The 12,904-nt window shown below is 65.5% G+C and carries 11 protein-coding genes; 3 read left to right on the top strand and 8 right to left on the bottom strand.

Annotated features, from left to right (window positions below):
- Window positions 1–16 precede the first annotated feature (16 nt).
- Genes EF888_RS07090 through EF888_RS07080 form a run of 3 tightly spaced genes read left to right on the top strand, consistent with a single transcriptional unit; the run spans window position 17 to window position 2,536 of the window.
- Window positions 17–817 (top strand): TatD family hydrolase, encoded by an 801-nt coding sequence (locus EF888_RS07090; protein ID WP_109760168.1) that lies wholly within the window; start codon window positions 17–19, stop codon window positions 815–817.
- Window positions 805–1,602, top strand: coding sequence for an MBL fold metallo-hydrolase (locus EF888_RS07085; protein WP_109760169.1), 798 nt, complete (start codon window positions 805–807; stop codon window positions 1,600–1,602). Before EF888_RS07090 ends, EF888_RS07085 begins: the two co-directional genes overlap by 13 nt.
- A 4-nt stretch (window positions 1,603–1,606) precedes the next feature.
- On the top strand, window positions 1,607–2,536 hold the full coding sequence (locus tag EF888_RS07080; RefSeq protein ID WP_109760170.1) for an AEC family transporter: 930 nt from the start codon (window positions 1,607–1,609) through the stop codon (window positions 2,534–2,536).
- Between the two features lie 329 nt (window positions 2,537–2,865).
- On the opposite strand, the gene xylA is transcribed toward EF888_RS07080, so the two are convergent.
- The 8 genes from xylA to EF888_RS07040 all read right to left on the bottom strand — a co-directional run bounded on the left by xylA (window position 2,866) and on the right by EF888_RS07040 (window position 12,860).
- Complete coding sequence (gene xylA / locus EF888_RS07075) at window positions 2,866–4,176, bottom strand: xylose isomerase (RefSeq protein WP_109760171.1); 1,311 nt, start codon at window positions 4,174–4,176, stop codon at window positions 2,866–2,868.
- A gap of 29 nt (window positions 4,177–4,205) precedes the next feature.
- Window positions 4,206–5,381 (bottom strand): Gfo/Idh/MocA family protein, encoded by a 1,176-nt coding sequence (locus EF888_RS07070; RefSeq protein ID WP_109760172.1) that lies wholly within the window; start codon window positions 5,379–5,381, stop codon window positions 4,206–4,208.
- A 10-nt stretch (window positions 5,382–5,391) separates the two neighbouring features.
- The gene (locus tag EF888_RS07065) at window positions 5,392–6,447 is read right to left on the bottom strand and encodes a sugar phosphate isomerase/epimerase family protein (RefSeq protein ID WP_109760173.1); all 1,056 of its coding nucleotides are present in this window, start codon (window positions 6,445–6,447) and stop codon (window positions 5,392–5,394) included.
- Between the two features lie 78 nt (window positions 6,448–6,525).
- Window positions 6,526–7,920: a TRAP transporter large permease gene (locus EF888_RS07060; RefSeq protein WP_109760174.1), complete on the bottom strand. Its 1,395-nt coding sequence runs from the start codon at window positions 7,918–7,920 to the stop codon at window positions 6,526–6,528.
- Window position 7,921: 1 nt separating this feature from the next.
- Window positions 7,922–8,602: a TRAP transporter small permease gene (locus EF888_RS07055; RefSeq protein WP_109760306.1), complete on the bottom strand. Its 681-nt coding sequence runs from the start codon at window positions 8,600–8,602 to the stop codon at window positions 7,922–7,924.
- Between the two features lie 78 nt (window positions 8,603–8,680).
- Complete coding sequence (locus EF888_RS07050; RefSeq protein ID WP_109760175.1) at window positions 8,681–9,682, bottom strand: DctP family TRAP transporter solute-binding subunit; 1,002 nt, start codon at window positions 9,680–9,682, stop codon at window positions 8,681–8,683.
- A gap of 215 nt (window positions 9,683–9,897) precedes the next feature.
- Window positions 9,898–11,118 carry a sigma-54-dependent transcriptional regulator gene (locus EF888_RS07045; protein WP_109760176.1) on the bottom strand — a complete coding sequence of 407 codons (1,221 nt, stop codon included), beginning with the start codon at window positions 11,116–11,118 and terminating at the stop codon, window positions 9,898–9,900.
- Window positions 11,115–12,860, bottom strand: coding sequence for a sensor histidine kinase (locus EF888_RS07040; protein ID WP_109760177.1), 1,746 nt, complete (start codon window positions 12,858–12,860; stop codon window positions 11,115–11,117). Before EF888_RS07040 ends, EF888_RS07045 begins: the two co-directional genes overlap by 4 nt.
- Between the last annotated feature and the right edge of the window lie 44 nt (window positions 12,861–12,904).

Genomic DNA, 12,904 nt, shown 5'->3' with positions numbered 1-12,904 from the left:
GCCCGATACGGGAGCCATGACCGACGCGACCCCCATCACGGACAGCCATTGCCATCTCGATTTCCCCCAGTTCGAGAGTGAGGTCGAGGCGCTGGTTTCGCGTGCGAAACAGCGGGGCGTCCATCGCATGGTGACCATCTGCACGAAGCTCGGGAAGGAACCCGAGGTCCGCGCCCTGGCCGAGACCCACCCCGGGGTGTTCTACGCCGCCGGCATCCATCCTATGTCCGCACATGAGCAGCCTGTGGTGACGGTCGAGCGGCTTGAGGAGATCGCCGGGCATCCGAAGATGGTCGGTATCGGCGAGACCGGGCTCGACTACCATTACACCGCCGAGACGAAGCCGATCCAGCAGGAGAGCCTGCGCGTCCATATCGAGGCTGCCCGCCGTACGGGCCTGCCGCTCATCATCCACGCCCGGGACGCCGACGACGACATGGCCCGGATCCTCGGCGAGGAGCACCGCGCCGGCGCCTATGCCTGCGTCATGCACTGCTTCTCGTCCGGTCGGGCGCTGGCCGAGGCGGCACTCGAACTTGGCTTCTACCTGTCCATCTCGGGGATCGCCGCCTTCCCGAAAAGCACCGAGTTGCGCGCCATCTTTGCGGATGCGCCGCTGGACCGGGTGCTGGTCGAGACGGACGCCCCCTACCTCGCGCCGCCGCCGAACCGGGGCAAGCGCAACGAACCTGCCTACGTCGTCGACACCGCGAAGGTCGGCGCCCAGATCTTTGGGCTCTCCTACGCGGATTTCGCCCGCGCGACCGAAGCGAACTTCGAGCGTCTTTTCTCCAAGGCTGCGGAATGGCGGAGCTGACCTTCACCATCCTCGGCTGCGGCTCGTCGGGCGGAGTGCCGCGGCTTGGCGGTCTCTGGGGTGCCTGCGATCCCGACGAGCCGCGAAACCGCCGCCGCCGCTGCTCGCTTCTTGTCGAGCGGACCGAGGGCGACGCCGTGACGCGCGTCCTGATCGACACCTCGCCCGACATGCGCCAGCAGCTTCTGGATGCGGGCGTCGGTCGCCTCGACGCGGTCGTCTTCACGCACGGCCACGCCGACCATGTTCACGGCATCGACGACCTGCGGATGATCGTCTTCAACACGCGCCAGCGCCTGCCGGTCTGGGCCGACGGGCCGACGCAGGAGAGGCTCTACTCGGGCTTCGGCTATGCCTTCATCCAGCCCGAGGGATCGCCCTATCCGTCGATCCTCGACATGCACACGATCAAGGGCGACGTGACCGTCGGCGGTCCCGGCGGAGACATCGTCTTCCATCCCTTCCGCGTCGGGCATGGCTCCATCGACGCACTCGGCTTCCGCATCGGCGGCCTCGCGTACCTACCCGACGTGGTCGAGATCTACGATGCGGCCTGGTCGTCGCTTCAGAACCTCGACATCTTCATCGTGGACGCGCTGCGCCGCACGCCCCATCCGACCCACGCGCATCTCGACATGACGCTCGGCTGGATCGAGAAGGTGCAGCCGAAGCGCGCCATCCTGACCAACATGCACATCGACCTGGACTACAGGACCATCCTCGACGAGACGCCCGACCACGTCGTGCCCGCCTACGACGGGATGCGCCTGAGCCTGCCGGGCTGATCGGGTGCAGGCCCTTCTGGACGTCATCCTCCCCGTCTTCCTGGTGATCGGCGGAGGCTATGTCGCAGTCTGGAAAGGCTATTTCTCGGATGCGGGCGTGGACGCCCTGATGAAGTTCAGCCAGGGCTTCGCGATCCCCTGCCTTCTGTTCCGCGCGATTTCGACGCTCGACCTCGGCGCGGACTTCAACCTGCCGCTTCTCTTCAGCTTCTATATCGGCGCGGTGACGGGCTTCTTCGCCGCCCTGACCGGCGCGCGGTTCATCTTTCGCCGAAACTGGACGGACTCCGTCGCGATCGGTTTCTGCGGCCTCTTCTCGAACTCGGTCCTCCTTGGCCTGCCGATCACCGAGCGCGCCTACGGGACCGAAGCGCTGGCCGGCAACTTTGCCATCATCGCGCTTCATCCGCCCATCTGCTATCTGATCGGCGTCACCGCAATGGAGATCGCGCGGGGCACCGGCGCAGGGCCCATTGGCACGGCGCGGAACGTGATCTGGGCGATGTTCCACAATTCGTTGATCGTGGGCATCTCGCTTGGGCTTATCGTGAACCTGAGCGGAATGACGATGCCCGAGGTCATAACGGACGGCGTCGATCTTCTGGCCCGCGCAGCCCTGCCCTCGGCCCTCTTCGGGCTTGGCGGCGTCCTCTATCGCTACCGTCCCGAGGGTGACCTCAAGACCATCGCCATGGTCTGCGTGATCTCGCTGGTGCTGCATCCGGCGGTATCCTTCACCACCGCCACGCTTCTCGATCTGGACCGCGACGCCTTCCGCTCGGTCGTGCTGACGGCGGCCATGGCGCCGGGCGTCAACACGTATCTCTTCGCCAACATGTACGGCGCGGCGCGGCGGGTCGCGGCCTCGTCCGTCCTGATTTCGACCGGCTTGTCGATCGGAACGGTGTGGCTCTGGCTGCTTGTCATCCCCTGAACGCCGCCACGCATCGGATGGGATTGAGTCCTTTTGGCGACATATGTGTCCCGATGGTTCACGCGTCCGGAACATTAACCGAAATGATACCCCGGTTGTGCCCATACTCGGTCACAAAGAAGGGTTCCCCTAGCGTAAGGAAATATGGAGCAGACTGATGAAAGTGGTTTCGTTTCCAGCCGCGCCGACACAGACGCAAAAGGCCACCAGGCGGCCGGCCCGCCCGATGACCCTCTTCCTTCACGTCCGGCGTTCGACGCTGATCATGCACATCGCAGACAGCCGCGCCGACGACACATCGGGCCGGGCCGAGGCGAAGTAGACTTCGCTCAAGCCTTCTGGACGAACCGGTTGACCAGGTTCTCCAGCCTTTCCTGTCGTCCCGAACGCGGCTCCGGTTGCAGGTCCTCGGACAGGACCATCTCGGTGATCTCTTCCAGCGACGACGACATCAGCTTCTTGCCGCGATCGCTGTCCCAGCCCGCATAGCGCTCGCGCCGTGCCGCTTCGAGCGAGCCATCCTCCAGCATAGCCGCCGCCGCCTTCAGCCCTTGGGCGCAAACATCCATCGCCCCCACATGCGCGAGGATCAGGTCTTCGGGGTCGAGAGACTGGCGCCGGAGCTTCGAGTCGAAGTTGGTGCCGCCGGTCTGGAAGCCGCCCGCCTTAAGGATCTCGTAATAGACCATCGCCACTTCCGGCACGTTGTTCGGAAACTGGTCGGTGTCCCAGCCGGACTGGTAGTCGTTGCGGTTCATGTCGATCGAGCCGAAGACACCCAGGCTCATCGCAAGTGCCACCTCGTGTTCGAAGGTGTGTCCTGCGAGGATCGCGTGTCCCTGCTCGATGTTCAGCTTCACCTCGTCTTCGAGTCCGTAGCGCTTGAGGAAGGCGTAGCAGGCGGCGACGTCGTAGTCGTACTGATGCTTCGTCGGCTCCTGAGGCTTCGGCTCGACAAGGATCGTGCCCTTGAAGCCGGTCTTGTGCTTGTAGTCGACGACCATCGACAGCATCCGCGCCATCTGGTCGGCTTCGCGGCCGAGGTCGGTGTTCAGGAGCGTCTCATAACCTTCGCGACCGCCCCAGAGGACGTAGTTCTCGCCGTTCAGCTTGCGCGTGGCGTCCATGTTCGCCTTGATGGTCGCGGCGGCGTAGGCAAAGACGTCCGGGTCGGGGTTGGTGGACGCGCCCGACATGAAGCGGCGGTGTGAGAATAGGTTTGCGGTGCCCCAGAGTAGCCGTGTGCCCGTCTCCTCCATCTTCCCGCCGATGTAGTCGGTGATGGCCTCGAGGTTCTTGGTGTTCTCGGCATAGCTCTCGACCTCGGGCCGGGCGTCGGCGTCGTGGAAGCAGAAGAACGGCTGGCCGAGGATACGGAACATCTCGAAGGCGACGTCGGCTTTCGTGCGCGCGTGATCCATGGTCGAGCCGAACCAGGGGCGGTCGAAGGTCCGTCCGCCGAAGGGGTCGCCGCCCTCCCATGCGAAGCTGTGCCAGTAGGCGACGGCGAATCGCAGGTGATCCTCCATCCGGCGACCGGCGACCTGTGCGTCCGGATCGTAGTGGCGGTAGGCGAAATCGTTCGACGTCTCGGGGCCTTCATAGGCGACAGACGGAATGTCCTTGAAAAACGACATGATAGCTCCAGAAGTTCGCGCAGTGCGCGCGTTCAGATGTTCAGGGTGACCCAGGATGCGTTCCGCGCCGAGGACCGAACGCAGGCATCGACGAAAGCCACTCCGGTTACGCCGTCGAGGATGTCGGGAAAATGGATGTCCTCGGGGATTGGCTCCCCCGCCTTCTTCGCCCGGATCGCGCGGGCGGCTTCGGAATAGATGTTGGCGAAGCCCTCGAGATAGCCTTCAGGATGTCCAGGGGGGATGCGCGACATGCGTGCCGCCGCCGGGCCCGATCCCGCGCCATTCCGGGTCAGAAGGCGCTTCGGCTCACCGAAGGGCGTGTGCCAGAGATAGTTCGGATCCTCCTGCGCCCATTCGAGCCCGCCCTTGGTGCCGTAGACACGCAGGCGAAGGCCGTTCTCGTTGCCGGGCGCGACCTGGCTGCACCAGAGCATCCCCCGTGCCCCGCCCTCGAAGCGCAGCATGACATGGCCGTTGTCGTCGACCCGTCGGCCCGCGACGAAGCTCTGAAGGTCGGCGGCAAGGCTTTCCAGCGTCAGACCGGTCACGAAGCTTGCCAGGTTGAAGGCGTGCGTGCCGATGTCGCCGGTCGAGCCGCCCGCGCCCGAGCGTTCGGGATCCGTCCGCCAGCCGGCCTGTTTCTGGCCGGTGCTCTCGACGTCCTCGGTCAGCCAATCCTGGGCGTATTCGACCTGAACGACGCGGATCTCGCCCAGGTCTCCGGCAGCGATCATCTCGCGCGCCTGCCGGATCATCGGGTAGCCCGTGTAGTTGTGGGTTAGGACGAACAGCGCATCCGACGTCTCGGCCGCCTTCGCCATCTTGCGCGCCTCGGGGAGGGTCGACGTCAGGGGCTTGTCGCAGATGACGTGGATGCCGCGCTTCAGGAACTCGCGCGCGACGGGATAATGCATGTGGTTCGGCGTCACGATGGCGACAGCGTCGATGCCGCCCTTCATGCGCGCCTCGCGCTTCGCCATCGCGGAGAAGTCGTCGTAGACGCGCTTGGGGTCGAGGCCGAGGTCGGCGCCGGAGGCCTGCGATTTTTCGGGGGTCGAGGAGAAGGCTCCCGCCACCAGATCCCAATGGCCGTCGATGCGGCTGGCGATCCGGTGGACCCCGCCGATGAAGGCGTCGCGCCCGCCGCCGACCATGCCGAGACGCAGGCGGCCGGTGGTCTGTTCCGAAGTTCCGTCGATCGGCATGTCGTCCCCCTCAGTCCAGTCCCAGCATCCGCCGGTTGGCGGCGTCGTCGGCGCCTCCGCCGGCGAAGTCGTCGAACGCCTTCTCGGTCACGCGGATGATGTGATCCTTGACAAAGGCCGCGCCCTCGCGCGCCCCGTCCTCGGGGTGCTTCATGGCGCATTCCCACTCGACCACGGCCCATCCGTCGAAATCGTATTGGGTGAGTTTCGAGAAGACGGCCCGGAAGTCGACCTGTCCGTCACCGAGCGACCGGAACCGGCCCGCGCGGTCGACCCAGGACTGGTAGCCGCCATAGACGCCCTGCCGTCCCGTGGGGTTCAGCTCGGCGTCCTTGACGTGGAACATGCGGATCCGGTCGTGGTAGATGTCGATATTGTCGAGGTAGTCGAGCGCCTGAAGCACATAGTGCGAAGGGTCGTAAAGCATGCAGGCACGGCCGTGGCCCTTCACGCGGTCGAGGAACATCTCGTAGCTGATGCCGTCGTGCAGATCCTCGCCCGGGTGGATCTCGTAGCAGATGTCGACACCCATTTCCTCGGCATGGTCGAGGATCGGCGTCCAGCGTTTCCCGAGCTCGTCGAAGGCGGCCTCGACGAGCCCGGCAGGCCGCTGCGGCCAAGGGTAGAGGTACGGCCAGGCAAGCGCGCCCGAGAAGGACGCCTGCGCGGTCAGGCCGAGGTTCCGTGACGCGGTCAGCGCCTTCTTCACCTGGTCGACGGCCCACTCCTGACGGGCCTTGGGATTGCCCCGCACCTCGGGCGCGGCAAAGCCGTCGAAAGCCTCGTCATACGCCGGGTGGACGGCGACGAGCTGGCCCTGGAGGTGCGTCGAAAGCTCGGTGATCTCGATTCCGTTGGCCGCCGCCGCGCCCTTGACCTCGTCGCAGTAGTCCCTGGACGAAGAAGCCTTGTCGAGGTCGATGAACCGGGCGTCCCAGCTTGGGACCTGAACCCCCTTGTAGCCGCAATCGGCGGCCCATTTCGTGATCCCGTCCCAGCTGTCGAAGGGCGCGGAGTCGCCCGCGAACTGAGCCAGGAAAAGGGCCGGCCCCTTGATCGTTTTCATCTTTTCCTCCCGTCGGCACTCTTTCGTTGCCTGCGGGAGGAAACCCGATCCGGTTTAAGGTCGCAAGACCGTTTAATATTAATTCGTGATGATCTCGGGTCCCATCCTCGACGTCGGAAGCCAGGTCGAAAGCCAAGGCACGTAGGTCACGATGATCAGGAAGACGAAGAGGACGGCCAGGAACGGCAGCGCCGCGCGGACGACCGCCATCATCGACATCCCGGCCACGCCCGAGGTGACGAAGAGGTTCAGGCCAACAGGCGGCGTGATCATCCCGATTTCCATGTTCACGACCATGATGATGCCGAGGTGGATCGGGTCGATGCCAAGCTGGATCGCGATCGGGAACACCAGCGGCGCCACGATCACGATCAGACCCGAGGGCTCCATGAACTGCCCGCCGATCAGCAGGATCACGTTGACGACAACGAGGAACATGATCGGGCCGAAGCCCGCGTCGAGCATGGCCCGCGCAATGGATTGGGGGATCTGCTCGTCGGTCAGGACGTGTTTCAGGATCAGGGCGTTTGCGATGATGAACATCAGCATCACCGTCAGCCTCGCCGCATCGAGAAGCGTGTTCCGCGTGTCTCGGTGGAACAGCGCCGTCACGAGGGCCTGCGGCCTCTGGAGAAGCGACTTGCGGCCCTGTCCGTCGCGCGCCGCCAGAGGGCCCATGTCGCGGTAGACGAAGACCGCGACGACGAAGGCATAGACGGAGGCGACGGCGGCGGCCTCGGTCGGAGTGAAGATGGCCCCCGTCAAACCGGGTATGCCGTAGATGCCGACCATGATGATGACGATCAGCATCAGGCCCCAGAGGGCATCGAGGAACGAGGCGCCGATCTCGCCAAAGCCTCTCCATTCGCCCTTCGGCATGTCGCGGACGATGGCCATGACGTAGATCGTGACCATCAGCATGAAGCCCGCGAGAAGCCCCGGAATGACGCCGGCGAGGAACATGCGCCCGACCGAAACGTCGGTGGCCGAAGCATAGACGACCATGACGATGGAAGGCGGGATCAGGATGCCGAGCGTGCCCGCGTTGCAGATGACGCCAGCCGCGAATTCCTTGGTGTAGCCCGCCTGCTTCATCGCCGCGATGACGATAGTGCCGATGGCAACGACGGTTGCGGGGGACGAGCCCGAGAGCGCCGCGAAGATCATGCAGGCGAAGACGCCCGCGATGGCGAGGCCGCCACGCAGGTGGCCGACGCAGGCGATGGAAAAGCGGATGATGCGTTTCGCAACGCCGCCCGTCGACATGAAGGACGAGGCGAGGATGAAGAAGGGAATGGCGAGCAGCGTGTAGTGCCCTTCCATCGCCTGGTAGAGCGACTGCGCGACGGAGGCGAGCGAAGTGTCCGAGAAGGCCAGCAGAAAGATGATCGACGACAGTCCCAGCGCCACCGCGATCGGCGTGCCGATCAGCAGGAGGCCCATGACCATGGTGAAGAGAAGGACGACCTGCATCTCAGTTCTCCGCCATCCGGGCCTCGGCCACGGCGTCCTCGGCCTCGTGGCTGACGATCAGGCTGTCGCGTCGGCCGGCGAGGACGCCGATGGTCGCCTGGATGATCCGGAAGAGCATCAGGGCGACGCCGAAGGGCAGGACGAAGTAGGGGATAAAGCGGGGCAGCTTGTCGTAGCTCTCGCCCATGTTGAAGCGCTCGGCCAAAAACTCTCCACCGAAGGGCACGGGCACCTGCTCGGTGTGGTAGAAGGCCTGGTCCCGCGTGCGGTCGTCGAAGCCCGTGGGGATGATGCGGCCCTCGGTGCGCTGGTAGCCCGCGAAGGGCGCCCAGTAGTCCCATGCGCCCTTCATCAAAAGGCCCCCGTAGACGAGGCAGGCGAGTGCCGAGAGAAGCACCATAACTCTCTTCGGGCCCGGACCGACGATGTTCAGAATGGCGTCGACACCGAGGTGAGCCGTTCGCTTGAACCCATAGGAAATACCCAGAAGGACAAGCCAGGCGAAGAGGATCGTCGTGACCTCGAGACCCCAGAGGATCGTGTGGTTGAAGACGTAGCGCAGGACGACGTTAACGAAAGTGATCACCGTCATCGCGGCGAGGATATAGGCGATCACCATTTCCTCAAGCGCGTTCACGAAGCGGCCGAGCGGCGACACCGCCGCATCCGTCTGTCCGGACATCATTTCCCTCCCCCTGTGTCCCGCCCCTCTCCCGTGAGGCGGAAGGCAGGGCGCACCGGCGCCCTGCCCATTCGTCGATTACATCGAAGCGTTGATTTCCTGAGCCGCGGCAATGTTGTCCGCGCCCACGTCGCCTTCGAACTGCTCCCAGACCGGCTTCATCACGTCGACCCAGGCCTGACGCTCTTCATCGGACAGCTCGCGGATGACGCCGCCGGCGTCGAGGATCGACTGGCGGGCTTGCGCATCGAGATCGCCCACGGCCGCGTTGCCGGCGACAGTGACTTCCTCGAGGATGGTCAGGAACTGGTCGCGGACCGCCGGATCGAGGCTGTCGAGCCAGTCGACCGAGGCCACCACAAGATAGTCGATGATGCCGTGGTTCGTCTCGGTGGTGCCGTCCTGCACCTCGAAGAACTTCTGGCCCCAGATGTTGGACCAGGTGTTCTCCTGACCATCGACGACGCCGGTCTGAAGCGCACCGTAGACCTCGGAGAAGGCCATTGGCTGCGGGCTGGCGCCGAGCGCTTCCATCTGCGCGACAAGCACGTCGGACGGCTGCACGCGGAACTTGAGGCCCTGGGCGTCGGCTGGAGAGACGAGCGGCACGTTGGCCGAGAATTGCTTCATGCCGTTGTGCCAGAACTGGAGGCCCTGGAGACCGCGGCGCTGCATCGAATCCTTCATCGCCTGGCCGGTCTCGGAGGTCTGGAAGGCATCGACGGCATCGACGTTCTTGAACATGAACGGCAGGTCGAAAATGCGGAAAACCTTGGTGAAGGTCTCGAACTTCGACAGCGACGGCGCGGCGAGTTGGACGTCGCCCTGAAGCATCGCCTCGAGCACCTGGTCATCGTCATAGAGTGTGGAGTTCGGGAAGACCTCCATGCACATGGTGCCGTTCATCTCGTCGTTGACGCGGCCCGCGAGGGTGTCGGCGGCGACGCCTTTCGGGTGACCGGTCGCGTTGACGACGTGCGCGAACTTGACGACGATCTCTCCGTCCTCGCAGGACGCGAAGGCGCCGGTTGCGCCCAGGCTCAGTGTGGCGGCCGCCACGGCGGTTGTGAAGTTTTTCATCGGTATCCTCCCTGATACGGAAACAAGATTTTGCGGCGAGTTTCCTCCCCTGCGCGGAGGATCATCGTATTGGACCTCACGGCAAGCCGGATGTTGCCTGAAGATATATTTCTTACTTATCATAATGTTAAAGCAAAAAATTGAAGTATTCGGAGGCCCCGTGTGCGGAATCTCGGACAGCAGTTACCGCCTGACTGTGCGAAATTCCGCACAGATCAGTCGCGGAAGTCCTCGGCCCGGACACCGTAGCGGGCCAGCTTGTCGTAAAATGTCTTGCGCGGCAGCTTCAACGTCTCGGCGGTCAGTGTCGCATTGCCCCTGTTGCGGCGCAGCGCCTCGACGATCAGCGAGGCCTCGATCTGCGCCATCTTCTCGGCCAACCCGATCTCCTCGATCTCGTCGGGCATGAGGCCGAGGGTGAAGCGCATGGCGGCGTTCATCAAGGCGCGTGCGTTGCCGGGCCAGTCCTGCGACATGAGCGACGCCAGAAGGGCGGGAGGAATAGCACGCTCGGGCACCCCGGCCTGCTCGGAGGCCTGTGCAACGTAGTGCCGGAAGAGGACAGGAATGTCCTCGGGGCGTTCCTTCAGCGCCGGGATGCGGATGCGCAGCGCCTCGACGCGGTAGTAGAGGTCGGGCAGGAACGCTCCCTGCTCGGACAAGGCCAGGGCGTCCTGTGTCGTCCCCGCCAGAAGACGCGCGCCCGCCTCGCGGTCCAGATGCTCCAGAAGCGCGTACTGGCAGGCCTTGGACAACGAGGTGACCTCGTTCAGGAAAAGGCTTCCGCCGTCGGCCGCGGCAACCGCGTCGTCAAGCGCCGCGGGCGTCAGCGCCGCGGCCCCGAGCTTGATGAAGGGCCCCTGCGCGAGGGGCGACAGAAGGTGCAGCACCTCGGCGACCTTGCTGAGGCCGGACCCCGGCGCCCCTTCGATCAGCACGACGCCGGGCACCCGCGCGATCTGGCGGACCTCTGCCCGCAACCTCTCGGCCACCGCCGATGTGCCGAAGAGCATGCGTTGAGCGGCGTCGCCCTTTCGCAGCTCGGCCTGAAGCCGGCGATCCTCGAGCGACGCCCGCCTGCGATCGAGCGCGCGGCGTACCGTCTCGACAAGCGTCTCGGTCGGACAGGGCTTTTCGAGGAAATCGAACGCGCCCCGGTTCACCGCCGCGACCGCCATCGGCACATCGCCCTCTCCGGTCAGCAGGATCACCGGCAGTTCGGGATCCACGGACTGCGCATGATCGAGAAGCGCTATGCCGTCCTTGCCCGGCATCCGGATGTCGGACACGACCACGCCCGCGAAGTCCCGCCGGATGTGATCCTTAGCGACAATGAAGGATCCCGCCTCGGTCACTGTCAGGCCCGCAAGCTCCAGCGTCTGCGCCAGCGCCTCGCGCACGGGCGCGTCGTCCTCGACCAGAAGAACCCGGCTCATGCCGCGCGTTCCTCGCGCCAGGGCTGGAGGCGGACGGTGAAGACGGCACCGCCTCCGAGCGCGTTTTCGCCCGAGATATCGCCCCCGAAGCTCTGGACGAGACCGTAGGAGATCGAAAGGCCCAGCCCCGTTCCCTCGCCGTCACCCACGGACTTGGTGGTGTAGAACGGCTCGAAGATGCGCGAGGGGTCCGCTATGCCCGGGCCGCTGTCGCGGACGGTGACCGATGGCTCCGGGTTCGCGGAGACCGTCAGGGTCAGCGACTTCTCGGGCAAGGACGACATGGCGTCGGCGGCGTTGGTCAGCAGGTTTACGACCACCTGCGTCAGCCGCACCTCGCCGCCCGTCACCCAGACGGGAGCGCCGGGCAGGTGCGCCGTGACGCCGACCGCGTCCCGTTCGAGTTGCGCCTCGGTCATCTCGAGAGCGGCGCGCGCGACGGCGCAGAGGTCGACGCGCGTCGAGGGCTCGCTCTCCTGCCTCGCGAAGGCCTTGAGGTTCTTGATGATCCGCCCCGCCCGCGCGGCAAGGTCCGCGATCTTGGCCAGGTTGCCCGCAACCATGTCGCCCTTGCCCATCTCGAGAAAGCGGGACCCGTTTTCGGCGAAGGACCGGATCGCCATGAGGGGCTGGTTGAGTTCGTGGCTGATGCCCGCCGACATCTGCCCGAGAGCCGACAGCTTGCCGACCTGTACGAGTTCGTCCTGCGCGCGCTTCAGCGCCGCCTCGGCCTCGCGCCGTTCCGCAATTTCGTCGCGGAGTGCCACGTTGATGCGCGAAAGCTCGTCCGTCCGTTCCGCCACGCGGACCTCGAGCGCCGCATTCGCCCGCGCCAGGGCGCGGCGGCGTTCGGTCGTCAAGAAGATGACGGTGCCGAAGAAGGCGGCGAGAACCCCGGCGACCGTGCCCTGGAGACCGGCGGTGACATAGGCCGGCCGGGCGTCGAGAAGGGCCTCGGCGCGAAGCCCCAGGATCTCGATCCGCTGCTCGACATGAAGTGCCCGCTTCGGGACATAGGGGCCGGCGTCGATCCGCCAGACGTCGGTGCCGCGCACGCCAAGCGCGTCGTAGGGGAAGAACGGGCGAAGCCTGTTCTCGGGGAATGCCGACCGCCGCTCGCCTTCGCGCCGCATCAGGACGAGTTCGGACCGGTTGGAGGAAATCACCACACCGTCCTCGTCGGTGAAGAGCACGACCGGGATGGCGCCGCGCCCCTCGGCCTCGATGCGGTCCAGGTCGACGACCGCGACGAGCGCCCCCTCCACGGGCCCCGCCTCCGAGAACACAGGCGCCGCGAAGTAGAACGCACGGGTCAGGAAGCGGTCGCTGATGGCGTGGAAGGACCCGAGCGCGCCCGTCAGCGCCCGGTCGACGAAGGCGTCGTCCTCCCAATCGGGCCCTTGCGCACCCGAGGCGCTGGCAACCACCCGCCCCGCGCCGTCGAGAAGCATGAGGTCAAGCGCCCCCGTCAGGTCCGCCGCCCGCCGCAGGAGCCGAGCCGCGCCTTGGGGATCGGGCGCGGGCCCGTCGAACTGCTCGTCGTCGGCGAGAACCACGATCAACTCGCGATACCGCGTCAGGCTCTTGACCAGCCGGTCCGACGCAAGCGCGAGGTCGGATGCCCCCCGCTGCCCCAACTGGTCGAGCGACTGCCCCAGCCCCGCCCACCAGACCGCCCCGGCCAGACAGACCGCGGCAACCCCGAGGGTCAGGCCACGCGCTATCCGGAAATCCCATCTCATTCCGGGAGCTTACAGAGCGACACCGCATGGCGCCAGAGGCGTAG

Source organism: Silicimonas algicola, assembly GCF_003970735.1.
Lineage (GTDB): Bacteria > Pseudomonadota > Alphaproteobacteria > Rhodobacterales > Rhodobacteraceae > Silicimonas > Silicimonas algicola.
This window is presented reverse-complemented; position numbering and strand designations above follow the sequence as displayed.

What these genes read in the sequence shown, in the direction of transcription:
- EF888_RS07050 (WP_109760175.1), bottom strand. Translation starts at nt 9,682, where the DNA reads ATGAAAAACTTCACAACCGCCGTGGCGGCCGCCACACTGAGCCTGGGC.
- EF888_RS07070 (WP_109760172.1), bottom strand. Translation starts at nt 5,381, where the DNA reads ATGCCGATCGACGGAACTTCGGAACAGACCACCGGCCGCCTGCGTCTC.
- EF888_RS07090 (WP_109760168.1), top strand. Translation starts at nt 17, where the DNA reads ATGACCGACGCGACCCCCATCACGGACAGCCATTGCCATCTCGATTTC.
- EF888_RS07045 (WP_109760176.1), bottom strand. Translation starts at nt 11,118, where the DNA reads ATGAGCCGGGTTCTTCTGGTCGAGGACGACGCGCCCGTGCGCGAGGCG.
- EF888_RS07085 (WP_109760169.1), top strand. Translation starts at nt 805, where the DNA reads ATGGCGGAGCTGACCTTCACCATCCTCGGCTGCGGCTCGTCGGGCGGA.
- EF888_RS07060 (WP_109760174.1), bottom strand. Translation starts at nt 7,920, where the DNA reads ATGCAGGTCGTCCTTCTCTTCACCATGGTCATGGGCCTCCTGCTGATC.
- EF888_RS07065 (WP_109760173.1), bottom strand. Translation starts at nt 6,447, where the DNA reads ATGAAAACGATCAAGGGGCCGGCCCTTTTCCTGGCTCAGTTCGCGGGC.
- EF888_RS07040 (WP_109760177.1), bottom strand. Translation starts at nt 12,860, where the DNA reads ATGAGATGGGATTTCCGGATAGCGCGTGGCCTGACCCTCGGGGTTGCC.
- EF888_RS07055 (WP_109760306.1), bottom strand. Translation starts at nt 8,602, where the DNA reads ATGTCCGGACAGACGGATGCGGCGGTGTCGCCGCTCGGCCGCTTCGTG.